Origin of the sequence: Streptomyces sp. NPDC058274, assembly GCF_042881375.1 — a bacterium.
In the GTDB taxonomy this organism is placed as follows: domain Bacteria; phylum Actinomycetota; class Actinomycetes; order Streptomycetales; family Streptomycetaceae; genus Streptomyces.
Map to the genome: position 1 here is coordinate 295849 of NZ_JBHVXW010000008.1, position 22547 is coordinate 318395.

General features: G+C 71.5%; 20 protein-coding genes and 1 pseudogene. 9 read left to right on the top strand and 12 right to left on the bottom strand.

Going from position 1 to position 22547, the window contains the following annotated elements; all coding sequences use genetic code 11:
- Position 1: 1 nt before the first annotated feature.
- The 3 genes from ACFVYF_RS19165 to ACFVYF_RS19175 are packed head-to-tail and all read left to right on the top strand — an operon-like array spanning position 2 to position 3786.
- On the top strand, positions 2 to 886 hold the full coding sequence (locus tag ACFVYF_RS19165; RefSeq protein WP_389456723.1) for an SAM-dependent methyltransferase: 885 nt from the start codon (positions 2 to 4) through the stop codon (positions 884 to 886).
- 22 nt (positions 887 to 908) lie between these two features.
- Positions 909 to 2198, top strand: coding sequence for an MFS transporter (locus tag ACFVYF_RS19170; protein ID WP_389456725.1), 1290 nt, complete (start codon positions 909 to 911; stop codon positions 2196 to 2198).
- Positions 2182 to 3786 carry an FAD-dependent oxidoreductase gene (locus ACFVYF_RS19175; protein WP_389456727.1) on the top strand — a complete coding sequence of 535 codons (1605 nt, stop codon included), beginning with the start codon at positions 2182 to 2184 and terminating at the stop codon, positions 3784 to 3786. Before ACFVYF_RS19170 ends, ACFVYF_RS19175 begins: the two co-directional genes overlap by 17 nt.
- A 332-nt stretch (positions 3787 to 4118) precedes the next feature.
- Here ACFVYF_RS19175 and ACFVYF_RS19180 read toward each other — a convergent pair whose 3' ends face one another.
- The 3 genes from ACFVYF_RS19180 to ACFVYF_RS19190 are packed head-to-tail and all read right to left on the bottom strand — an operon-like array spanning position 4119 to position 7028.
- Positions 4119 to 4325, bottom strand: coding sequence for an acyl-CoA carboxylase epsilon subunit (locus ACFVYF_RS19180; protein ID WP_389456728.1), 207 nt, complete (start codon positions 4323 to 4325; stop codon positions 4119 to 4121).
- A gap of 25 nt (positions 4326 to 4350) precedes the next feature.
- A complete protein-coding gene (locus ACFVYF_RS19185; protein WP_389456730.1) occupies positions 4351 to 5946 on the bottom strand; it encodes an acyl-CoA carboxylase subunit beta in 1596 nt (531 codons plus the stop codon).
- Entirely contained in the window at positions 5943 to 7028 is a 1086-nt protein-coding gene (locus ACFVYF_RS19190) for a 3-oxoacyl-ACP synthase III family protein (RefSeq protein ID WP_389456732.1), read from the bottom strand. The genes ACFVYF_RS19185 and ACFVYF_RS19190 overlap by 4 nt, the downstream gene beginning before the upstream one ends.
- Before the next feature lie 745 nt (positions 7029 to 7773).
- On the opposite strand from ACFVYF_RS19190, the gene ACFVYF_RS19195 reads away from it, so the two are divergent.
- Entirely contained in the window at positions 7774 to 8376 is a 603-nt protein-coding gene (locus ACFVYF_RS19195; protein WP_389456734.1) for a hypothetical protein, read from the top strand.
- Between the two features lie 529 nt (positions 8377 to 8905).
- Positions 8906 to 9628: a TetR family transcriptional regulator gene (locus ACFVYF_RS19200; protein ID WP_389456735.1), complete on the top strand. Its 723-nt coding sequence runs from the start codon at positions 8906 to 8908 to the stop codon at positions 9626 to 9628.
- A gap of 206 nt (positions 9629 to 9834) precedes the next feature.
- On the opposite strand, the gene ACFVYF_RS19205 is transcribed toward ACFVYF_RS19200, so the two are convergent.
- A complete protein-coding gene (locus ACFVYF_RS19205) occupies positions 9835 to 10896 on the bottom strand; it encodes a type III polyketide synthase (protein ID WP_389456737.1) in 1062 nt (353 codons plus the stop codon).
- 574 nt (positions 10897 to 11470) lie between these two features.
- Here ACFVYF_RS19205 and ACFVYF_RS19210 point away from each other — a divergent pair.
- The 3 genes from ACFVYF_RS19210 to proB all read left to right on the top strand — a co-directional run bounded on the left by ACFVYF_RS19210 (position 11471) and on the right by proB (position 14261).
- Complete coding sequence (locus ACFVYF_RS19210; protein WP_389456738.1) at positions 11471 to 12031, top strand: WhiB family transcriptional regulator; 561 nt, start codon at positions 11471 to 11473, stop codon at positions 12029 to 12031.
- 41 nt (positions 12032 to 12072) lie between these two features.
- The gene (locus ACFVYF_RS19215; RefSeq protein WP_389456740.1) at positions 12073 to 13029 is read left to right on the top strand and encodes an alpha/beta fold hydrolase; all 957 of its coding nucleotides are present in this window, start codon (positions 12073 to 12075) and stop codon (positions 13027 to 13029) included.
- A 71-nt stretch (positions 13030 to 13100) separates the two neighbouring features.
- Complete coding sequence (proB, locus tag ACFVYF_RS19220) at positions 13101 to 14261, top strand: glutamate 5-kinase (protein ID WP_389456742.1); 1161 nt, start codon at positions 13101 to 13103, stop codon at positions 14259 to 14261.
- A 326-nt stretch (positions 14262 to 14587) separates the two neighbouring features.
- Here proB and ACFVYF_RS19225 read toward each other — a convergent pair whose 3' ends face one another.
- Positions 14588 to 16039 carry an amidase gene (locus tag ACFVYF_RS19225; protein WP_389456744.1) on the bottom strand — a complete coding sequence of 484 codons (1452 nt, stop codon included), beginning with the start codon at positions 16037 to 16039 and terminating at the stop codon, positions 14588 to 14590.
- 57 nt (positions 16040 to 16096) lie between these two features.
- On the opposite strand from ACFVYF_RS19225, the gene ACFVYF_RS19230 reads away from it, so the two are divergent.
- Positions 16097 to 16387, top strand: a complete 291-nt coding sequence (locus ACFVYF_RS19230; RefSeq protein ID WP_389456746.1) for a hypothetical protein — start codon at positions 16097 to 16099, stop codon at positions 16385 to 16387.
- Here ACFVYF_RS19230 and ACFVYF_RS19235 read toward each other — a convergent pair.
- From ACFVYF_RS19235 to ccrA, 7 genes and pseudogenes are all read right to left on the bottom strand, one after another.
- Positions 16368 to 16880: a hypothetical protein gene (locus ACFVYF_RS19235; RefSeq protein ID WP_389456748.1), complete on the bottom strand. Its 513-nt coding sequence runs from the start codon at positions 16878 to 16880 to the stop codon at positions 16368 to 16370. The genes ACFVYF_RS19230 and ACFVYF_RS19235 overlap by 20 nt on opposite strands.
- A 79-nt stretch (positions 16881 to 16959) precedes the next feature.
- Positions 16960 to 17322 (bottom strand): annotated as a pseudogene (locus ACFVYF_RS19240) (recombinase family protein); the annotation flags it as partial.
- Positions 17323 to 17371: 49 nt separating this feature from the next.
- Positions 17372 to 17536: a hypothetical protein gene (locus tag ACFVYF_RS19245; RefSeq protein ID WP_389456750.1), complete on the bottom strand. Its 165-nt coding sequence runs from the start codon at positions 17534 to 17536 to the stop codon at positions 17372 to 17374.
- Positions 17537 to 17550: 14 nt separating this feature from the next.
- A complete protein-coding gene (locus tag ACFVYF_RS19250) occupies positions 17551 to 18864 on the bottom strand; it encodes a glutamate-5-semialdehyde dehydrogenase (RefSeq protein ID WP_389456807.1) in 1314 nt (437 codons plus the stop codon).
- A gap of 257 nt (positions 18865 to 19121) precedes the next feature.
- The gene (locus ACFVYF_RS19255) at positions 19122 to 19331 is read right to left on the bottom strand and encodes a hypothetical protein (protein ID WP_389456752.1); all 210 of its coding nucleotides are present in this window, start codon (positions 19329 to 19331) and stop codon (positions 19122 to 19124) included.
- Between the two features lie 24 nt (positions 19332 to 19355).
- On the bottom strand, positions 19356 to 21059 hold the full coding sequence (locus ACFVYF_RS19260) for a 3-hydroxyacyl-CoA dehydrogenase family protein (protein WP_389456754.1): 1704 nt from the start codon (positions 21057 to 21059) through the stop codon (positions 19356 to 19358).
- Positions 21056 to 22438, bottom strand: a complete 1383-nt coding sequence (gene ccrA / locus ACFVYF_RS19265) for a crotonyl-CoA carboxylase/reductase (RefSeq protein WP_389456755.1) — start codon at positions 22436 to 22438, stop codon at positions 21056 to 21058. The genes ACFVYF_RS19260 and ccrA overlap by 4 nt, the downstream gene beginning before the upstream one ends.
- Positions 22439 to 22547 lie beyond the last annotated feature (109 nt).

Sequence of the window (22547 nt, forward strand, 5' to 3'; positions counted from 1 at the left end):
CATGCCGGTGATCAGGCTGTTCTCGCCGGCGCCCGGTCCCGGTGCGGCCGTACTGGAACAGCTCGCCGACGACGTGACCGGGCTGCTCGGCATTCCCCGGGGCCACTGCTGGCTGTGGTGGCAGCAGCTGCCTCCCGGCACCTTCCACCGGCCCGAGTGGCGCGACCCGGACGGCACACCGGCCCCGGTCGGCTTCGTCGTGTGCAAAGAGACCTACTCCACGAGCCAGGTGGGCGAGCTGCTGCGCCTGCTCCAGCAACGCCTCGGCGACCTGCTCGGGGTGCCGCGCGAGGAGATCTATCTGACGGTGCAGCGCGCCACCGCGGGCGAGGTGCTCGTACGGGACCAGGTGTGGTCCGCGGACGGGGCCGGCGCGGGAGGCGACCTGGCCGGTGACGACGGAAGGACCGACATGACCGATGGCGCCCTCACGGACCTGGTGCCGATCGCCCGGGTGCACAACGACCGCCGGGAGATCCTCGACGACAACTGGGGCGAGGTGGCCTCCGTCATCCGGCTGGACGCCGGCCGTTTCACCCCGGAGGCGCTCCTGGCCCTCGACTCCTTCTCCCACCTCGAGGTCGTCTTCCACTTCCACCTGGTCCCGCCGCACAAGGTGCAGGAGGGGGCGCGCCACCCGCGCAACAACCCGGACTGGCCGCGGGCCGGGATCTTCGCCCAGCGCGGCAAGAACCGCCCCAACCGCATCGGGGTCTCCCGCTGCCGGCTGGTGAAGACCGAAGGCCTCGATGTGCACGTGGTCGGGCTCGACGCCGTCGACGGCACACCGGTCCTCGACATCAAGCCGTATCTGCGGCAGTTCGGCCCGCGCGAGGAGGTCGTCCAGCCCGCCTGGGTGGACGACCTGATGCGGCACTACTACTGAACTCCGGCCGAAGGGGGGCGACATGACACAGCCGGCGGAGCAGGAGCAGCGAGGAGCGCCGTCCGGAGCGGCGGCCGTGCTGCTCGTCGCGGTGTTCGTCGACGCCCTCGGCAGCGGGCTCTACATGTCCGTCTCCGTCATCTTCTTCACCCGGTATCTCCACCTCGGCAGCGGCCAGGTGGGCGTCGGGCTCTCGGTGGCCGGCGCGCTGTCGTTCCTCTTACTGGTGCCGATCGGCATGCTGGCGGACCGGGTCGGCCCGCGCCGCATGCTGATCGCCGCCCATCTGGCCCGGGCCGCCCTGCTCACCTGCTATCCGTTCGTCCAGGGCTTCGCGCCCTTCCTGCTCGTGATCTCGCTGCTCGCGGTGGCCGATCGCGGGGCCTCGCCGCTGGTGCAGGGCCTGTTCGGCACGGCGGTCGGCAAGGAGCAGCGGGTGCGCGCCATGGGACGTGCACGGTCGCTGCAGAACCTGGGGCTCGCCCTGGGCGGACTCGCGGCCGGTGCGGCGCTGCTGCCGGACAGCGACCGTGTGTATGCCGGCATGGTGTACGCCAACGCCCTCTCGTTCCTGATCGCCGCGGCCCTGGTGGTCCGGTTGCGGGCGGCCGGCCCCGCGTCCGGCACCGGCCGCCCGCTGCCGTGGCGGGACCGGCTCAGCGTGTTCGGGGACCGCAGGTTCGCCGCGCTCACCGGGCTGAACTCGCTGGTGAGCCTGCATGTGACGGTCCTGACAGCGGGGATCCCCCTGTGGATCCTCGCCCATGACCGCATTCCGCGCGCGGCCATCGCGTGGACCCTGGTGCTCAACACGGTGGTCGTGGTGCTGCTGCAGGTCAGGGCCACCCGGGACACCGAGAGCGCGGCGGACGGCGGGCGGGCGCTGCGCCGCAGCGGACTGCTGCTCGCCGTCTGCTGCGGCACGCTCGCCGTCACCGGAGCGGTGCCCACGCCGGCCGCTGTGGCTCTGGTCCTCGGCGCGGTCGTGTTCCAGGCGTTCGCGGAGATGTACCAGCAGGCCGGCGCCTGGGCGATCTCGTACGACCTGGCGCCCGAGGACCGCCGCCAGGTCTATCTGGCGTTCTTCGGCCTGGGCAACGCCGCGCGGAACACCTACGGGCCACTGGCCATCACCTTCCTCGTCGTGCAACAGGGCGCACCAGGCTGGCTGTTGCTCGGCGCGCTCGTGCTCGGCGCCGGTGCCTGGGCTGCCCGGTCCAGCCGGCCGGTCCCCGAACCCGCCGCACCGGCCGCCCACTTGTCGTCGTCCGTGCCCACCATCCAAGGAGAAACTCGTGGCCAACGCCCCTGAGCAGTCCGTCATCGTCGTCGGGGCCGGGCCCACCGGCCTCGCCCTCGCCTGTGAACTGGCCGCCGCAGGCGTGTCCTGCACGATGCTCGAACGACGGCTCGCACCCTCCTCCCAGTCCCGCGCCATGGGCCTGTACAGCAGGACGATGGAGGTGCTCGATCTGCGCGGCCACGCCGACGCCCTGGTGGCCCTCGGCAAGCCGGTCAGCCGGATGGTGCCCGCACGCGGCGCGCGGGTGGACTTCGCCGAACTGGACAGCCGGTTCCCCTACCTCAACGTCATCCCGCAGAGCCGCACCGAGGAGGTGCTGCAGCAGCGTGCCCTCGACCTCGGAGTCACCATCGAGCGCGGCGCCGAGGTGTTCGGCCTCGCGCAGGACGCCTCGGGCGTCACGCTCCAGGTGCGGGCGGGCGACGGGGAGTGGGAGGAGAGCGCCGACTTCGTCGTCGGCTGCGACGGCGCCCACAGCGTCGTACGGGAACTCTCCGGCATCGCCTTCCGCGGGCGCACGTACGGCATCGCCCCGATCCTCGCCGACGTCCGGCTCCGCAAGCCGCCGCCGGACGAGGTGCTGATGATCTCCGGGCACGGCGGGGTGCTGGTCTCGGTGCCGTACGGCGACGGCCTGTACCGCATCGCGGCGGCGCGCCGGGACCGGCCGTGGACGCGCGATCCGGTGACCCTGGAGGAACTCGGCGAGGTCCTCACCCGGGCCCTCGGCTTCGACCCCGGCCCGTACGCCCCCGAGTGGCTCGCCCGCTTCAAGATCCACCAGCGGCTCGCCGACCAGTACCGGACCGGGCGGGTGCTGCTGGCCGGGGACGCGGCGCATCTGCATTCGCCGCTGGGCGGACAGGGCCTCAACCTCGGGATCCAGGACTCGGTCAATCTGGGCTGGAAGCTCGCCGCCGAGGTGCAGGGCTGGGCCCCCGCTGGACTGCTCGACTCGTACGAGGCCGAGCGCAGGCCGCAGGCGGAGCGCGTCCTGCGCGCCACCGACCGGGCCACCCGCATGGCCACCACCCACTCGGCGGCGCTGACCACGTTGCGCCGCACCGCCCTGTCGAAGGCCCTCTCGAACCGCCGGATCCGGCGGTTCGCCGGCGAGACGATCTCGGGTCTGCGCGCGGACTACTCCCGGCGCGGGGCCCCTGGCAGGCTCGCGATACGGGCCGGCCGGCGGGTGCCGGATCTGACGGTCCCCCGGCTCGGTGGCGCCCCCGTACGGCTGTACTCGCTGATGCGGGACGGCCGCTTCGTGCTGCTCGACCTCGGCGAGGACGACGGCTGCACCGCGCTCACCGAGGCCTGGGGCTCCCGGGTGAGTCCGGTCCAGGTCGGCGCCGCGCTGCCCGAACTCCCGGGCGTCAGCACCCTGTTGGTACGGCCGGACGGCTACGCGGCCTGGGTGGACGACACGTCGGATCCGGCCGGACGCGAGGAGCGGCTGCGGCAGGCGCTGCATCACTGGTGCGGCGTGGAGGGCCCGGCCCCGCGCCGGCCGTCCGGGACCACGGTCGAGGCGATCCCGGCCTCGTCCCCGGCGCCGCTCCCCGAACAGGAGCAGGCACCCGTCGAACAGCCCTGAAACGCTGGGTGGTTCAGGGCGGGAGATGAGGCCGGCGGAACCCGGCGAGCGGCCGGCAGCGCGGGGGCTGCGGTCGTCGCCGGGGCCCAGGAACCGGTGAGCGCGGCCGGCAGCGCGAGGGCCGCGGACGTCACCGGGGCCCAGGAACCGGTGAGCGCGGCCGGCAGCGCGAGGGCCGCGGACGTCACCGGGGCCCGGCAACCGGTGAGCGCGGCCGACAGCGCGAAGGCCGCGGACGTCACCGGGGCCCGGGGGTGACGTACCCTGCCCCACCGCGCACGGCGCATACGGCGCCCGGTGCCGCCGACGCGGCAACGGGCGCCGTACGTATGTCAGTTGCGCCAGCTGTGCGGTGACCGGTACGGGACGACGGGCGTGGGCCGCTCCCAGAGCGGGACCACGTCGACGCTCTCCGCCTCCGCCGCGACAGCGGCGGCACGGGCGAGCAGGACCGCGGTCAGGGCGGCAAGCCCCTCCTCGGGCAGCTCGCCTCCCCGGACCACCCGGACGACGGGCAACTCCTCGGCAGCTGTGGTCATGACGCTCCTTCGCTCGGTGCTCGGGTCACTGGGGTGGGTTGCCGTGTTTGCGCGCCGCCAGGTCCGCGTGCTTGGTCCGCAGCATGCGCAGGGAGTCGATCAGGATCCGGCGGGTGTCCGCCGGGTCGACGACGTCGTCGAGCAGGCCGCGTTCGGCGGCGTAGTACGGGTGCATCAGCTCGGCCTGGTACTCCTTGACGAGCTGCCGGCGAGTCGCCTCGGGGTCGTCGGCGGTCTGGATCCGGCGCCGGAAGATCACGTTGGCGGCACCCTCCGCGCCCATCACCGCGATCTCGTTGGAGGGCCAGGCGTACGAGAGGTCGGCGCCCACGGAACGCGAGTCCATGACGATGTACGCACCGCCGTACGCCTTGCGCAGGATCAGGGATATCCGCGGCACGGTCGCGTTGCAGTACGCGTACAGCAGTTTCGCCCCGCGCCGGATGATGCCGTTGTGCTCCTGGTCGACGCCGGGCAGGAAGCCGGGCACGTCGACGAGGGTGACGAGCGGGATGTTGAAGGCGTCGCACATCTGCACGAAGCGGGCCGCCTTTTCGCTGGCGTCTATGTCGAGGACGCCCGCGAGCACCATCGGCTGGTTGGCGACGACGCCCACCACCTGCCCGCCGAGCCGGGCGAGCGCGACGATGACGTTGGCCGCCCACCGCTCGTGGACCTCCAGGTACTCGCCGTCGTCCACGATCTCCTCGATCACCCGTCGCATGTCGTACGGGCGGTGGCCACCGGCCGGCACCAGGTCGAGCAGCGCCTCACAGCGCCGGTCCACCGGGTCCTCGGGAGGAGCCCCGGGCGCGGTCTCCCGGTTGTTCTGCGGAAGCAGGGAGAGGAGATAGCGGACCTCTTCCAGACACGTCTCCTCGTCGTCGTACGCGAAGTGCGCGACGCCCGACACCTCGGCATGGACGTCCGCGCCGCCCAGACCGCCCAGCGTCACCTTCTCGCCGGTGACCGTCTCGACGACGTCGGGTCCGGTGATGAACATCTGCGAGGTCTCGCGGACCATGAACACGAAGTCGGTGAGGGCCGGGGAGTAGGCGGCACCGCCGGCGCACGGTCCGAGCATCACGCTGATCTGCGGGATGACACCGGAGGCCCGGGCGTTGCGGCTGAAGATGCCGCCGTACCCCGACAGCGCGGTGACGCCCTCCTGGATCCGGGCGCCCGCGCCGTCGTTGAGCGAGACGAGGGGCGCACCGGCGGCCACCGCGCGGTCCATGATGCGGTGGATCTTCTCCGCGTGGGCCTCGCCGAGGGCCCCGCCGAAGATACGGAAGTCATGGGCGTAGACGAAGACGGTCCGGCCGTGCACGGTGCCCCAGCCGGTGATCACACCGTCGGTGTAGGGCCTGCGGTCCTCCAGGCCGAACCCCGTGGCGCGGTGCCGGCGCAGGGGCTCCACCTCGCTGAACGACCCTTCGTCCAGCAGGAGTTGGATGCGTTCCCGGGCCGTGAGCTTGCCCTTCGCGTGCTGTGCGGCGGTCGCCTTCTCGCCCGGGCCCCGCTCGGCCTCTTCCCGGATCGCGTGCAGCCGGGCGACCCGGCCCCTGGTGTCCGACGCGGGCGCGGCGGGCGGCGCCCCGGCGGAGGTGTCGGCGGTCATGGAGCGAGCGGCGAGACGGGTTCGCCGGCCGTGAGCAGCGGGGAGACGGCAGGGTACGCGCCGGGTGCGGGCGTCTCCTCGCGGGCCTCCATGGACCAGTTCAGCAGCGCGAGACCGAGGCTCATGCCACCGCCGAACGCGGCGAGCATGACCAGCTCGCCCGGCTCGGCGGCCCCCTTGCGGTCCAGTTCGGCGAGGGTGACCGGCACGGAGGCGGCTCCGGTGTTGGCGTAGCGCTCGAGCGTCAGATGGAGGGCGGCGCGGTGCAGGCCGAGGTCGGGCCAGAGCTCGGCGAGCATGATGCCGTTGGCCTGGTGCGGCACGAAGTGCTGTACGGCGTCGGCGGAGACGCCGGCGCGGCGCAGCAGCCGGTCCGTCTCGTACGGGAGGGTACGGGTGACGAAGTCGCGCACGCCCCGCCCGTCCATGCGGAAGTAGTGATCGCCGGCGGTCAGGGTTCCCGGTGAGGCCGGCCGGCGGCTGCCTCCCGCGGTGACCTCGATCAGGTGGTGGGCGTCGCCCCGGGAGACCAGGGAGATCTGCCGCAGACCGAGTCCCGGGGCGACCGGGCCGAGGACCGTCGCCCCCGCACCGTCCCCGAACAGCGCGGCCGTTCTGCGGTCGCCGTAGTCGAGGATGCGGGAGTAGATGTCGGCGCCGATCACCAGACCGTGACGGGGTTCGCCGTCGGCCGCGCCGCTCAGCAGTCCCTCCACCGTCTTCAGGGCGTAGACGAAGCCGCTGCACACGGCGTTGACGTCGAAGGCGGCCGCCCGGCGGGCACCGATGCGGTGCTGCACAAGGGCGGCCGTGGCGGGTTGCGGGTGGTCGGGGGTCGACGTGGCGACGACCAAGTAGGCGAGTTGATCGGCCGTCACTCCTGCTCGGTCCAGGGCGCGTTGGGCCGCGGCGACGGCCAGGTCCGAGGTGGCCTCGTGCGGGGCGGCGCGGCGCCGCTCATGGATCCCGGTCTTGCGGACGATCCACTCGTCGGTCACGCCGGCGCCGCGTCCGATCTCCGCGTTGCTGATGATGGCCTCGGGCAGGTAGGAGCCCACTCCGATGATGCCGATGGACTGCACGATTCCTCCTCGCGGCGAGCCACGACTAACTCACCAGGCGTTGAAATCATCCCAGAGGAACTTGACTAATTCAACAGGGAGAGAGTTCACTGGAGCGTGAAATAATCAAGCGGGGTCACGCCCCCTTTGAGATCGGCGCGGGGTTCAGCTCACCGGCAGAGGGGGCACGGGGGTGTCGAACTCACCGCGCTGGTAGCGGGGGCACGGGGATGTCGAGCCCACCCCAATGACAGCGGGGGCACGGGGGTGTCGAGCCCACCCCAATGACAGCAGGCAAGGAGGACGGCACACCCGTCACCGGCAGCGGACAGGGAGGACAACGGATCCGCCCCACTTGTGGCGGACGCGGAGGCAGGACGCCCACCACCGGCAGCGGATACGGAGCACAACGGACCGGCCCCACTGCCGCCGGACACGGAGCACAGCGGACCGGCCCCACTGCCGCCGGACAGGGAGGACACGGCGTCGGGCCTGGCGCCTGCCACCCTCGCCGCGGAGGCGAGTGTCGACCCAACACGTCTCCGCACGACCGGAGTTGAGTTCTCCGGGCGCACTCACGACCGAAGGGAGCGGCGACGGAGCCCGGCACCGCGAGAGGGCGGACCTTCGGGCGAGCCGAGTGACGGGACACCTCGGAGGCTCAGCCCGGAAGACGGCGAGCGCCCGCGTTCCGGACCCCGCCGTCCCCGGGACCGCACACCACAAGGACCTCGAACCACCTCTACACCAACGGGAGTTGCACACCATGACCACCATCACAGCCACTGCTACCGAGGCCCGCATCGAGGCCACCCAGGCCTTGATATCGGCGGGCCGCACGCTCTTCACCCAGCGCGGCTACCGGCAGACCGACTACGCCGAGCTGGCCGAAACGGCGGGCCTGACGCCGGAGTTCGCCCAGGAGCTGCTGCCGGACAAGGCGGCGGTCTTCGGGGCGTTGATCGAACGGACCGTCAAGGTGGCCGGGTTGCTCGGCCCCGCGGTGGCCGAAGGGGTCGACGAGGATCTGCCGGCCCGCCTCGTCCGCACCTACCTCGCCCTGTGGGAGCCCGGCGAGGAGGAGTCCCCGCTCATCGAGGTCTACCGCATCGCGCTCGCCGACAGCGAGGCCTCGCGGGTCCTGCGCGAGCGCGTCACCCACTCCCTGAACTCCCAGGTCGACCACGAGCTGCCCGGCGCGGACGCGGAGGTTCGCACCGCCCTCTTCGGCGCCCAGCTGGGCGGGATCGCCATCCTGCGGCATCTGCTGGGGGTGGACGCACTCGCGTCGGCGGACGTCGAATCGGTGATCGATACGGTCACACCCGGGCTGCGACACACTCTGCTCGGGACGCACGGATCCCGGTGACATGTCCCGACCGCGCGGATCGATACGGTCGCCACACCCGGACTACGGCAAACTCCGCTCAGCGCGCACGCAACCCGGTGACGGCAACCGACCCCGCGGCCGTCCGCACGGCGGTGATGTGCGCCCCGCCGGAAGCCGACAACCGGGCGATGCGGTCACACCCGGACTACGGCAAACTCCGCCCGGAACGCACGCATCCCGGTGACGGCAACCGACCCCGCGGCCGTCCGCACGTGCGGGGACGTGCACCCCACCGGAGCCGCCAACCGGGCGATACGGTCGCCACACCCGGACTACGGCAAACTCTGCTCAGCGCGCACGAATCCCGGTGACGGCAACCGACCCCGCGGCCGGCAGCGCGACGGTGACGTGCACCCCACCGGGAGTCGACAACCGGCCCAACGCCTGGGGATCATTGTGTATTTATGAGCGCGACCCGCGGATGGAAACCAGGCAAAGCTGCTGCTACCATGGTTTTCACCCTGCAGTGAATTAACCGCTCACGCAACCCCCGAAGTGCAGTGATCCCATGACATCAAGGCGTACAGACGGTCCGCCCACCCCCGCCCCAAAGTCCGGTTCCCCTCGGCGGGCTGCCTCCCCGGCGGCGAAGAAGCCACGTCCGCTGCGCGCACGCAGCGGACGCCGGCCGGGGGACAGCGGCACGAAGGAACAGATCCTCGAGTCGGCGCTCCATCTCTTCGCCGAACACGGTTACGCCAGGACGACCATCCGCGCGATCGCGGAGGACGCCCAGGTGGATCCGGCGCTGGTACACCACTTCTTCGACAACAAGGAGGGGGTGTTCGAGGCCGCGGTCAACTCGCCGCTCAGCGTCTCCTCCATGTTCGACGAGTTGCCTTCGGACATGGCGGACGCGGGTACGGCGGAGGCCGCCTGGCTGGCCCGCACGTATCTGTCGTTCTGGGAGAGCGAGGAAACCCGCTACGGCATGACGGCCATCTACCGGGCCGGTCTCGCCGACAGCGCCACCTCGGAACGGCTCCGCGCCCGCGTGGAGGCAAGCACCAAGGGCTGGGCGGCGAATTCCGGGTACAAGGACCATCCGGACGCCGACACCCGCGCGGCCCTGGCCTCGGGCCACCTCGTCGGACTCGCCCTCATGCGCTATGTGCTCAAGGTCCACCCGCTGGCCGAGATGGACTTCGAGGAGTTCCTCGCGTGGGTCGTACCGGCCCTGGAGCTGCGCCTGTCCACTGAACTGGAGCCCCGCAGCGCCCCGAAGGCCTGACCCCTCGCCCGTCCCCGGCGTCCGCAGGGCGGGCAAGAGCCGACGGCTCCCCCATCGGAGCCGTCGGCTCAACCATGCACGCAGGCAAGGCCGTTGTGCGGAATCATGCGATGTTCCGCGTCACCCGCACGGGCGGTTGTGCGGAATCATGCGATGTTCCGCGACACCCCCACGGGCGGTTGTGCGGAATCATGCGATGTCCCGCGTCACCCCCACGGACGCCAGACGGCACGCACGGCGATCAGGGAGACACCCGGACCGGCCGCGATCAGCAGACCGTGATCGCCTTCGTCGGGCGCCTTGACGAAGGTCCGTTCCAGGACGTCGAGGACGGAGACCGAACCCACGTTGCCCAGCTCCCGCAACGAATCGCGGGCGAGGTCCACCATCGCGGGGTCGCAGCCCAGCCCCGCGACGACGGCGTCCAGGATTCTGGGGCCTCCGGTGTGCGAGACCACGAACCGCGGCGCGGGATCCGTACCGGGCGGCGCGGTGCGCTCCAGCCACTCCATCAGTCGCGGTATCGCACTCTCGACCACGTGCCGCAGCCGCGGCGAATTGAAGGCGTGCAGGCCGTCGCAGTCCAGCCGACTGCCCACGATGTCATGGCTGTTGGGGTGGACGTACTCCCAGGAGTCGGTGAGCTCCATGTGGGGCCCCTGCGTATCGGCGCGCACCACGCAGGCGCCGGCCGCATCACCGAACAGCCCCTTCAGGATCATGCCGTCCAAGCCGGCGTCACCCCGGTGCAGATAGTGGCTGAACACATCGGAACAGACCACGAGGACCTTGTCCCCCGGGTGCGCGGTCACCATCTCCATGGCGCGGGCCAGCGCGAACACCCCTCCCGTGCAGCCCACTTGGCTCACCGGTATGCGGCGGACCGCGGGAGGCAGTCCGAGCTTCTCCATCAGCAGCACATCGAGTCCCGGCATCGTGTGGCCCGTGGCGCTGAGGACGACGAGGCCGTCGATGTCGGCGGCGGCCAGCCCCGCTTCGAAGAGCGCTCCGCGAGCGGCCTTCTCCGCCAGTTCCAGGCTGTCCATCAGATGGGTGCGCGTCCCCTCCGCGAGCGAGGGAGCAGGGGCGAACTGCTGCTCCAACGGCCGTGAGTACCAGCGCGTACGGACCGTGGTGGCCCTGATGACCCGCCGGGCGACGGCGAGGCCGGGGTCGTCCGGGTACAACTCGGTGATCCGGTCGAGCAGTTCATCGGTGGTCACCTGGAAGCGAGGCAGTGACACGACTGGGGCGCTGACGACGGACATACGACCTCCAAGAGCTCTCGGACGGTTGCGAAGTGGGAACGAGCCCGTTGCGGGCGGCGCGACGCCGCCCGGATCACCTGAGTGCGGCAACGGCCGCAGGTCCGTTCGACAGCTCTCGTCAAGGAAATCCACGCACGCAAAACACCCTCCAGGTGCCTGAACGTGCTCCCCCCGTTGGGAGCGCCTTACAGCCTCGGATGGAGACGTCGAGCTCGATGGCGCGTGACGATCAAGAGTGGTTCCGGGCTCCCCGCCTTGCGGGCGCGCTTCGAACGGTGGGGGTGTCCGGGCAGAGCCCTGGGCACGTCCGTCGGCGCTGCCCGGGACCCGTACAAAGGTCCGTCGGGTGAAGCCAACGTGACCGTACGCCAGCGGAGTTGGCTCCAGCAAGCCCCTATTTCAACAAGCGTGGAATCCACAGGAAGTCCGTACCGTCTTCAACTTTTGCCCCCATCCATCATCCGGAAAAGCACCCCTGCCGTAGATATCAACACCCATTGAAATCAACGGCCGTTGAGTTTATTCTCGGACCGTGTGAACCTCCCCCGCCCACGCCGAGGAAGGGCAGACCGTCATGTATGCACCGGCGCAACGCCGCACGGACACCGACTCCTGGGTGGAGGACGCGGCCTGCCGTACCGCCGATCCCGAGACCTTCTTCCCGCCCGCGGGCGGCACCGACGACGAGCGAGAGGCGACCGCGAAACGGCTGTGCGCCGGCTGTCCGGTCGTCGAACCGTGCCTGCGCGAGGCGCTGTCCAGCCAGGAGAGCACCGGCATCTGGGGCGGGCTCAACGTCCGGGAGCGCCGGGAGCTGCTCCGCGTCGCGGGCACGCTCGGCACGATCAGCTCCGACCTGGCCGCGTTCCTCGCGAACGGCGGCCGGCGGATCGACCCCCATCCACGACAGCGTCCGGCGTACGTCTGGTTCCTGCGCCGGCACGGCTGGAACTCGGGCCGGATCGCCGGTGCGCTGGGACTGACCTTCGGCCAGGTCCAACAGGCCTGGCGTACGGCCGAGTCCGCGTCCCCGTACATTCCCGCCCCCTCGGCGCGCTCGCCCAAGTCCCGTGCGCGCAGGGGCCGTACGCCCCGGACCCAGGCACGTGCCACCGATCTCGGCCGGGCCTCATGACTGGGCTCGCACCCACGGAAGCCCGGCATTCGGTGCGCCCGGTGACCACGGAGGACGGCGCCGAGATCGCCGTCTACACGCGCGGAGAGCCCGATGCCGTGGCCACCGTGCTGCTGTGCCACGGCTGGACCATGTCCGCGCGGGACTGGCGCCCGCACATCGACGCGCTCACCCGTCCGCGCCGGGGCTTCCCCGCGGTCCGGACCGTCAGCTACGACCAGCGCGGCCACGGCCGGTCCACCCGTGGCAGCGCCGCGCTCGACATGGCGCTGCTCGGCCGCGACCTGGCCCGGGTGCTCGCCGAGGCGGCGCCGGCCGACGGGCCCGTGGTCGTGATCGGCCACTCCATGGGCGGTATGGCCATCCAGCAGCTGGCCGCGCGGCAGCCCGCCCTGTTCGGGTCGCGGGTGACCGGTGTCGGCCTGATCGCGACCTGCCTCAAGGAGGTCGCCGAGGGCCTTTCCGTGCCGTACGACCGGCGCAGTGAGGCGGCCGTACGGCGGCTCGGCCGGGCCCGGCGGCGGGTGGCCGAGGGGCTGTTGCGCTCGCCGCGCTCCGCCCGGACCGTGCACCGGCTGGTGACCGGGCCGCTCTCGCACCCCACCACCGCCCCGCTGTGGCGCGCGGTGTTCGGGGCGGGTCCGCACACCGACTCGGTCCGCGAGGGCACGCGCGCCCTCCGGGCCATTCCCGCGCCGGCCATCGCCGAGTTCTACGCCGCCCTGACCACCCATGACTGCGCGGGCCGCCTCGGCGCCCTCGCCCGGGTGCCCACCCGGATCCTCGTCGGCGCCCTGGACTGCGTCACCCCGCCCGCCCAGGCCCGGCGACTGGCCGACGACATACCGGGCGCGCAGCTCCAGACCGTGCCCGGTCAGGGGCACGACCTGCCGTACGAGCGGCCCGTCCTCGTCGTGGAGACCGTGCACGCGCTGCTGCGCGAGTCACCCCGGGACCCGTCCGCGCAGTACGCCCTGTCCGCCCCGGCGCTCCGGTGAACCGGGCCCCGGACGACGGGACAGCCGGTGAACCTCCTTTGCGCGCCGATGTCCTGACGGCTCGTCGGATCGTGGTGAAGGTAGGCTCCTCCTCCCTCACCACGGCCGCCGGGGGGCTCGACTCGGACCGGGTGGACGCGTTGGTCGACGTGCTCGCGCGGAGCCGGGCCGCGGGCCGCGAGGTCGTGCTGGTCTCCTCGGGAGCGATCGCCGCCGGGCTCGCCCCGCTGGGTCTCACCGAGCGGCCGCGCGACCTGGCCAGGCAGCAGGCGGCGGCCTGTGTGGGCCAGGGACTCCTGGTCGCCCGCTACACCGCCTCCTTCGCCCGCTACGGGCTGCGGGTCGGCCAGGTCCTGCTGACCGCCGACGACATCAGCCGGCGGGCGCACTACCGCAACGCCTACCGCGCGCTGGAGCAGGTCCTCTCGATGGGCGCGGTGCCGGTGGTCAACGAGAACGACACGGTGGCCACCGCCGAGATCAGGTTCGGCGACAACGACCGGCTCGCCGCGCTGGTCGCCCATCTGGTCCGGGCCGAGCTGCTGGTCCTGCTCTCCGACGTGGACGGCCTGTACGACGGCGACCCGCGCAGGCCGGGGTCCCGGCGGCTGCGGGAGATTCGCGGCCGCCGGGATCTCGCCGGTGTGGAGATCGGCTCCACGGGCAGCTCCGGCGTCGGCACCGGGGGCATGGTGACCAAGGTGGAGGCGGCACGGCTCGCCACCGACGCGGGGATCCCGGTCGTCCTCACGGCCGCACGGCACGCCGCCGACGCACTGGCCGGTCGCGAGACCGGCACGTTCTTCCACCGCACCGGGGAGCAGTCCGCCGACCATCTGCTCTGGCTGGAGCACGCCAGCAGTCCGCGCGGCGCGGTCCGCATCAACGCCCAGGCCGTCCGCACCGTCACCCGGCGCGGGCCGCTGCTCGCGGCCGGCGTCCTGCGCGCCGAGGGCGACTTCGTCGCCGGCGACCCGGTGGAACTCCAGGACGAGTCCGGCCGTGTCGTGGCCCGCGGGCTCGTCGGGGTCGACGCGAAGGAACTGCCCCGGCTGCAGGGCCGGTCCACCCGCGAGGTGGTCCACCAGGACGACCTCGTCCCCCTGTCCACCGCCCCGCCTTCGGCCGACCCTGCACCGACGCCCGGTCCGGCACCCGTCCGGATCCGCATCCGTACGGCGGAGGAGTACGCCAGGGCGTCCACCGGGGGTGGGAGCGGGGCGGACCGGTGACGCCGCGGGCGCGGAAGACCCGTGCAGGGGTGTCGTTAACGAGTGCCTTGTCTCCGCAGTCGCCGTGTGCGGCTGGGTTCGTGTTGTGTTTGAAGTGGCCGACTCCCGGTGCGGCGTTCGTGATGCTGGTTGCTGCTTGTGTGGCGATAAGGTCGGGGCATCTGTGATCGACTTCACTGCCGCGTGTTGTGTCAGCATGGTCCGACGACCTTCTGTCGTGTTGCGGGAGGCGGGTGACATTCGCGTTCCGGGGAGCGACTGCGCGCATTCGGAGGATCTCGTCGTGATCCGCACCTCGCCCTCGACGGACACCCAGGTAGTACGCCCTACTTCGGTGCCTGGAAGCCGCCGATCTTCTGCTCAAGCAATTCGGCCAGCCGCAGCGGGGTGCGGTCCTCCAACATCGGACCGATCAGCTGCACTCCCACCGGCAGACCCTCGGGCGACCGGCCCGCTGGTATAGCAGTGGCGGGCAGACCGGGCATGGTGGCCAGACCGGCCCATACGAGCTGGTCGAAGTACGGATACTCGGCGCCGTCGATGTCGATCCGGCGTTCCCTCGGATCGGGATTGTGGTCGTGCGGGAAGGCAGGAGTGGGCGTGATGGGACACACCACGGCGTCGTACTCGGCGAAGAGCTGCCGCCAGCCGTGGCGGTGGAGTTCGCGACGGCTGTTCGCCTCGATCCAGTCGCGGTGGCTGAACACCATGCCGCGCAGCATCGCCGCATCGAGACTCTGGTCGTCTGGCCTCAGTGCGGCGGCGTGGGTCCGCAGCTGCTCGTACGCTTCGACGGGAAAACGTGCAACGGCGCCCGAAAACAGCAACTGCCTGTAGAGCATCGCGGCTTCGGTCAGATCGGGCAGCAGCGGACTGTGCCGCTCGACGCGGGCACCGCCGTCGACAAGCGCGTCGGCCACCCGGCCCACGCCCGCCCGCACGGCGGACCCGGTCGGAATGAGCGGATGCTCGTCGAGGACCAGGACCCGGAAGTCGCGGAGCCGTTCGTGGCGCGCGGGCGGCAGCGTCAGGTGGTACGCCACACCGAGCGTCAGCGGGTCCGGTCCGGCCATTACGTCGAGCAGGAGCGTGAGGTCGCGAGCGGTGCGCGCCATCGGACCGACGACGGCGAGGTCGTGCTCGACCGGCAGGGCCGGCCCGGGCGGCGGGACCATGCCGCGGATCGCCGCAAGGCCGAGTGACGGCTTGTGCGCGTAAATGCCGCAGAAATGCGCGGGGGTGCGCAACGAACCGGCGAGGTCGGAGCCGATGGACAGCGCGCCGAATCCGGACGCCAGGGCCGCCGCCGAGCCGCCGGAGGATCCGCCCGACGTACGACGGTGGTCCCACGGGTTGTTGGTGGTGCCGTAGATCTCGTTGAAGCTCTGTATATCTTGCAGACCCAAGGGCACATTGGTCTTGCCGAGCACCACCGCGCCTGCGGCCTTGAGCCGCCACACCTGCACCGCGTCCTCGGCCGGCACGAAGTTCCGGTGCGGCGGCATACCCCAGGTCGTGGGCAGCCCCGCAATGTCGTACGACTCCTTGACCGTCACCGGAATGCCCAGCAGCGGCCGGTCCTCACCGCGGGCACGCGCCCGGTCGGCACCGCGCGCGGCGGCCCGTGCACGGTCGAAGTCCGGCACACAGATCGCGTTGATCGCATCGTCGTCCCGTTCAATACGGGCGATCGCCTCGTCGGTCAGTTCCGCCGAGGTCACTTCACCGGCACGCAAGGCAGCCGCGAGTTGTTCGGCTGTCGGAAAATTCCACTCCATGAATCCGACCGTATGGACCTGTGGAAGAGGGCACGAAATGCCGCTTCGCACAACGGGGTGGATGTCTCAATACCCATCTGCCTGGCGGTCCTCGACCCGATGGTCGTAGTACTGGTGGGACTCGTTCGGTCCTCGGGTGTCCGGCTGGCTAGCGGTGTGATGGCGCTGGACGTCATCGCGAACTGGATCGTCAGCTGGCCGCAGCTGCAGGAGAATCCGGCGTGGCTGCTGCGTCCCGTCCAACTGCTGCCCACCACGCTCTTCGGCCTGTTCGTCATCGCGCCCTTGGTTCCCTTGCTTCGAGCCACGAGGGGGGTGACGGTGCATCTCAGCTGCACGACCCGATGACGGTCGTTCGCGGTGAAGGGAGGCGGGTGACACGGTTTGAGGCGTCAGCAGCCCCGCGAAGGTGGACGATCTCCTCGTGTTGTGCGGCGAGCCGGGCCAGAGCCTGGGTGCGGAAGTTGGTGAGCTCGTCGACCGTCTGCTCCGACTGATCCAGCCGTTCCTTGAGCTTGGCGTTTTCCGCTTTGAGCCGGGTGATCTGGGCTTCGCGGGGGTCGGGGATCTCGCCGGCCTGCTGGAGCGACTGAAGGCGTCGCTCGAACTCGGCGCGGAGGTGAGCGTAGGGGCGGGTGCCGTAGAAGGCGGTTCGGTCGACGGCTGCTTCGCGGGCGAGGGTCTTGATGTCGCACTTTCCGCCGGGCGGGATCTCGCCTCGGAGGAGCCGGTCCATGGCGGCCCGCGCGGAGGCGAGCCCGTCGTTCGTGTTCGCCACGATCAGCTCTCTCTGGAGCTCCGCGAGCACGCTGAGCATGCCGAACATGGCCCGGACTTCCATGGTGCAGGTGTCGATGCCCTGCTCGATTGACGTGCAGCCCGGTCCCGCGCTCGCGCGGCTCGGCGCCGAGGGTCACCAGGTGCAGCACGGAGCGGGAGAGCCGGTCGAGCCGGGTGACCTTCAACGCGTCGCCCTCGCGCATCAGTTGCGTGACGAGATCGAGCTCGGGTCGGGAGGCTTTCGCTCCGCTGGCGGCGTCGACGTGGATGTTGTCGCGGTCGACGCCGTGCCATCTGCTGACGGTCACCAGATCGACGCGCTTCTCCGCAGACGCGCTTTTCCGCAACCTACGGCACAGCACACCGGATGCCCGGCGGCCCGTCAGTTCGGCTGTCCCGCAGCTCAGTTGACGACAGCTACGGCGCCGAGCGGATGGTTCACCGGTCACCGAACCCTCCGGCCTCCGGCCACCACCCACCGCCCGGCACCCGGCACCCGGCACCCGGCACCACCCCTAGCCGCCCCTAGCCGCCCCTAGCCGCCCCTACGACCTAATCGATACCCCGGACGATATGGAACTCGGCGGGGTCGTCCTCGACTCCGGCGAGGCTCAGGCGCGGTACGGGAGTTGAAGCGGACTGCCGCTCACGGCGCGGGTTCTCCTCGTACAGGAGCCGGCCGGAAGGCTCCGTCGCGGTGATGATGCGTACGTACATGACCGGACCTCCTTCTAGGGCATCGGGGCGGCGGCTCCGCCCCGGATGTGCCCGTCGCCCACGAGGACGTACTTCGTGGTGGTCAGCGCGGTGAGCCCCATGGGGCCGCGCGCGTGCAGTTTCTGGGTGGAGATGCCGAGTTCGGTGCCGAGGCCGAGTTCCCCGCCGTCGGCGAACCGGGTGGAGGCGTTGACGGCGACGACCGCGGTGTCCAGGGCGGCGACGAACCGGCGCGCGGCGCTCTGCGAGTCGGTGACGATCGCCTCGGTGTGGCCGCTGCCGTACCGGCGGATGTGTTCGACGGCCGACTCCAGTGAGCCGACCACGGCGGCCGAGAGCTCGAGGGAGAGGTACTCGCGTCCCCAGTCGTCCGCCGTGGCGGGCACCACCGCGTCGTGGAAGGACCGCACCCGTTCGTCGCCGTGCACGGTCACGCCGTGGCCGGCCAGGGCGGTGAGGGCCCGAGGCAGGAAGGCAGACGCGACGGCCTCATGGACGAGCAGCGACTCGGTGGCGTTGCAGACGGACGGCCGGTGCGTCTTGGCGTTGAGCAGGATGGCCAGCGCCTTGTCCAGGTCGGCGTGTTCGTCGACGTAGACGTGGCAGTTGCCGACGCCCGTCTCGATGACCGGGACCGCCGATTCGCGGACCGTGGCCTGGATGAGGCCGCTTCCGCCGCGCGGGACGAGGACGTCCACCAGGCCCCGCAGGGACATGAGTTCACGGACGGCGCCGTGACCTGCGTCGGGCACCGACTGGACGGCGTCCACCGGGACGGCGGTGTCCGCGAGGGACGTCCGCATCGCACGGACGAGGGCCGCGTTGGTGCGCCGGGCGGACGAGGAGCCGCGCAGCAGAGCCGCGTTGCCGCTCTTGAGGCAGAGCACGGCCGCGTCGACGGTGACGTTCGGGCGTCCTTCGTAGATCAGGCCGACGACGCCGAGGGGCACCGTGATCCGTCGTACCTCGAGACCGTTGGGCATGACGGACCCGCTCGCGATCCCGCCGACCGGGTCGGCCTCGTCCGCCAGGGCACGCGCCATCTCCGCGAGCCCGTCGAGCTGTTGGCGGGAGATGCTGAGCCGGTCCAGCACGGTCGGCGACCGGCCGGCCTCCCTGGCCGCGGCGATGTCCTCACGGTTCGCGGCGAGGACGTCGGCCCAACTCCCCTCCAACGCGCTCGCGATGGCGCGCAGCGCGGCGTTCCGCTCGTCGCCGGTCGTGGTGGCGAGCTTGGTGGCCGCGGCCCGGGCGGCCAGGGCCGCGTCGCGGACCGTGAAGGCGGCCCCGCCCCGATCGTGCCCACCGTGATCCGCGGGTTCGGCCAGACTCGCCTCGTGCCCACCGTGATCCGCGGGTTCGGCCGGACTCGCTTCCTGCCCACCGTGATCCGCGGATTCGGCCGGACTCGCCTCGTGCCCACCGTGATCCGCGGATTCGGCAGGACTCGATTCCCGTCCACCGGGATCGGCAGATTCGGCCGGACTCACTTCGTGCCCGCCGGGACCGGGGCCTGCGGCCGCACTCGCATCGCGCCCCTCGGGGCCGGTGCCGAAGGCGGTCCGCGCTGTACGTGCCGTGGCAGTCACTGCTCGTCTCCTTCCGCCGTCGGGGAGTCGGCGCCGGACGTCCGGCGGCCGGGCGGACGCTCCGCCGCACCCGCACCCGCACCGTCGGCCGGAGCGCTCCGGGAGAAGCCCGTCGCCAGGGCCCGGGCGACGTCGCCGCATCCGGTCAGTTCGGCCAGCATCGCCCAGGCCAGGGCGTCGGCCTCATCGGTGTCCGTGCTCTTCATGTCCTTGCTCCCTGGGTCGGGCCGTCAGCCGTACACCCGGAATCCGGCGCCGGACTTGCGTCCCGCCCGGCCGGCGGCCACCAGGTGTCCCAGCAGGGGCGCCGGCACCGTACGGGGATCGCGGTCGGCGTCGTGCAGGACGCGCTGGATGCTGAGTGAGATGTCGAGGCCGATGATGTCGAGCAGTTCGAAGGGGCCGAGCGGGTAGCCGCAGCCGAGCTTCATCACGTCGTCTATCGCGTCGGCGGTGGCATAGTGACTCTCCGTCAGGCGAACGGCGCCGTTGAGGTACGGGAAGAGCAGTGCGTTGACGATGAACCCCGGCCGGTCCATGCACTGCACCGGGTGCTTGCCCAGCCGGTGACACAACTCCCGCGCCACATCGACATGGTGGGGCGCGGTCTCCAGCGAGGGGATCACCTCGACGAGTCGCATCAGCGGAGCCGGGTTGAAGAAGTGCAGCCCGATCACGTCCTCGGGACGCCCGGACGCGAGACCGCACTCGATCACCGGCAGGCTGGACGTGGTGGTGGCCAGCAGGGCGCCGGGCCCGCACAGTTCGCCCAGGGTGCGGAAGAGCCGCTTCTTGACGTCCAGGTCCTCCGCGATGGCCTCGATCACCAGGTCGCAGCCGGCCAGCTGGGCCAGGTCACTGCTCGGGGTCAGCCGCTCCAGTGCGGCGTCCCGCCCGGCCTCGCTCAGCTTCCCGCGCCGTACGGCCCGGGCCGTCGACGCGGCCACCGCCTCGACGGCGGCCTTGGCGCGTTCGTCGGTGCGGCCGACCAGCACGGTGGCGACCGAGCCCTTGGCGAAGACCTCCGCGATCCCGGTGGCCATGGTGCCGGTCCCGACGATCCCGACCGTGCGGACCGACGGCACGGACGGCGCGGGCCGCTCATCGGCGGGGGCCGGGCGGGCGGATTCCCGGTAGTCGTAGAAGCCACGTCCCGATTTCCGGCCGAGGAGGCCCGCGAGCGCCATGTGCCGTAGCCGGCGGGCGGGTTGGAGCGAGGGCTGGGACCAGCGCTCGGACAGGACGTCGAGGGTGTCGCAGGCGGTGTCCGTGCCGATCAGGTCGAGGAGCTGGAGCGGTCCGAGGGGCAGTCCGCAGCCGAAGCGCATCGCGGCGTCGATGTCGTCGCGTCCGGCGAGCCGTTGGTCGTACATGGTGACGGCCTGGTTGAGGAAGCCGAACAGGAGGGACGTGGAGATCAGTCCCGGCCGGTCGCCCACGGTGACCCGGCGCAGCCCGAGGCCGTCCGCCAGGGTACGGACCCGGTCGAGGGCGGACTCGTCGGTCATGACCGTACGGCCGATCTCCGCGAGGCCGGCCGTGGGCAGCGCCAGATGCAGACCGACGAGCCGGCCCGGGCGGCCGGACGCCGCCGCGAGGTCGGTGAGGGAGAGGGCGGCCGCGCTGCTGGCCAGCACGGTGTCGGGCGGGCAGACCCGGTCGAGGGCGCGTACCACCTCGACCTTGGTGTCGCGGCGCTCGGGGACCGCCTCCACCACGGTGCCGGCCACGGCCAGTTCCGCCAGGCCGTCCACGAGCCGCACGCGTCCGCGGGCGTCCGGTGCCGCGTCGTGGAGCTGCCGCAGCCGCTCCCCCGCCGCCGGGTCCGGATCGTGCACCAGGACGGAGTGGCCGGCGTCCGCGGCCCGGCGGGCCAGCGCGCCGCCGATGGTCCCGAGTCCGACGATGCCGAGAACGTCCTCTCGGCCGCTCATGCCGCGACCTCGCTCAGGTCGGAGGCCGAGGTGCCGAGGGCCTGCGGGATACGGAAGCGGTTGATGGCCGCCTCGTGGGGCGCGCGGAACTCGGGCGCGGTGATGCCGAGGCCGTCGCGCGGGACGAGGCAGCGGACGCCGACCTTGCCCTGGTGTTCGTTGCGGTGGATGGACTGGACGGCCAGGGCCACTTCGTCGAGGCCGTACGTGCGCGACAGCGTGGGATGGATACGGCCCTTGGCGATCAGGCGGTTGGCCTCCCAGGCCTCGCGGTAGTTGGCGCAGTGCGAGCCGACGATGCGCTTGAGGCTCATCCAGAGGTAGCGGTTGTCGTACTCGTGGGTGTAACCGGCCGTGGACGCGCAGGTGACGATGGTGCCGCCCTTGCGGGCGACGTACACGCTGGCGCCGAAGGTCTCCCGGCCCGGGTGCTCGAAGACGATGTCAACGTCCTCTCCCCCGGTCAACTCCCTTATACGGGCGCCGAGTCGGCGCCACTCCTTGGGATCCTGGGTGTGCGGGTCCCGCCAGAAGCGGTATCCCTCCTCCTTGCGGTCGATGATCAGCTCGGCTCCCAACTCGCGTGCCAGTGCCGCCTTTTCGGGTGAGGAGACGACGCAGATGGGGTTGGCGCCACCGGCCAGCGCGAGCTGGGTGGCGTACGAGCCGAGGCCGCCGACGGCGCCCCAGATGAGGACGTTGTCACCCTGCTTCATGCCCGCGCCGTTGGGGGTGACGAGCTGGCGGTAGGCGGTGGAGTTGACCAGACCGGGTGCGGCGGCCTCCTCCCAGGTGAGGTGCTCGGGTTTGGGCAGCAGCTGGGTCGCCTTGACCAGGGCGAGCTCGGCGAGTCCGCCGTAGTTGGTCTCGTATCCCCAGATGCGCTGATCGGGGTCGAGCATCGGGTCGCCGTGCCCCTCCGCGTGCTCCAGCTCGACCGAGACGCAGTGCGCCACGACCCGGTCACCGACGCCCCAACGACGCACGCCGGGACCGCAGTCGAGGACCACACCCGACAGGTCGGAGCCGATCACGTGGAACGGCTGGTCGTGCCGGGCCGCGAGGCCGCCGAGGCGCGCGTAGCGCTCCAGGAGGGCGAAGGTGGGCACCGGCGAGAAGAGCGCGCTCCAGACGGTGTTGTAGTTCACCGCGCTCGCCATCACCGCCACCAGCACTTCGCCGGGGCCGGGCGTGGGCGTCGGCACGTCCTGGACGTGGATGGCGTCGGCGGGGTGCCGGTCGTGCGGTGCCAGCCCCTCGAACATTTCCACCTCCTCCTTGTGGAGGACGGCCGCCCGGAAGGATTCGGGGACCCCCAGGGCCGCCACATCGGCCGGCACCGAGTCCGGGGACTCGATCACCTCCACCAGTTCGCGCATGGTCAGGCACCACCTTCCGCGGTTCACGCGACAGAAACTCAACGAACAGTGAACTCAACAAGTAAGGAGTTTTGCACGAACGCGGAACCCCAGCAAGCCCCGGCCCGGG